Genomic DNA, 338 nt, shown 5'->3' on the forward strand with positions numbered 1-338 from the left:
TGCGAGTCGAAAAACTCGCTTTGGCAATCGGCAAAATGCCGAGATTGATGCTGTATTCGCTTGTGTGGCGCGCTTCGGCAGCGAGCGAGGGGGAGACGCCCGCTAACGCCGTTGTCGCGGCCACGAAAATGCTTTTTCCTCTGGCAATCATTTCGATATCACCTTAAAAGAGGCGCGGAAGCGGCCTTATCGGGCGATGATATACGCCGACTTGTGGCAATAAAAAAGCGGATGCCGGTTGAAAACACCGGAATTTCCTTTCATTTGCTCGCGAGCGGCTTGACTGTTAAGTCTCGTCTGACTATAGAACCGCAACTTTCCAATCATGGCCAGTTGGA

General features: G+C 52.1%; 1 pseudogene. It reads right to left on the reverse strand.

The window, feature by feature from the left end:
* Nucleotides 1-151: pseudogene (locus tag EN857_RS36410) on the reverse strand (DUF3108 domain-containing protein); the annotation flags it as partial.
* Nucleotides 152-338 lie beyond the last annotated feature (187 nt).

Origin of the sequence: Mesorhizobium sp. M4B.F.Ca.ET.214.01.1.1 (genome assembly GCF_004791545.1) — a bacterium.
Taxonomy (GTDB): domain Bacteria; phylum Pseudomonadota; class Alphaproteobacteria; order Rhizobiales; family Rhizobiaceae; genus Mesorhizobium; species Mesorhizobium abyssinicae.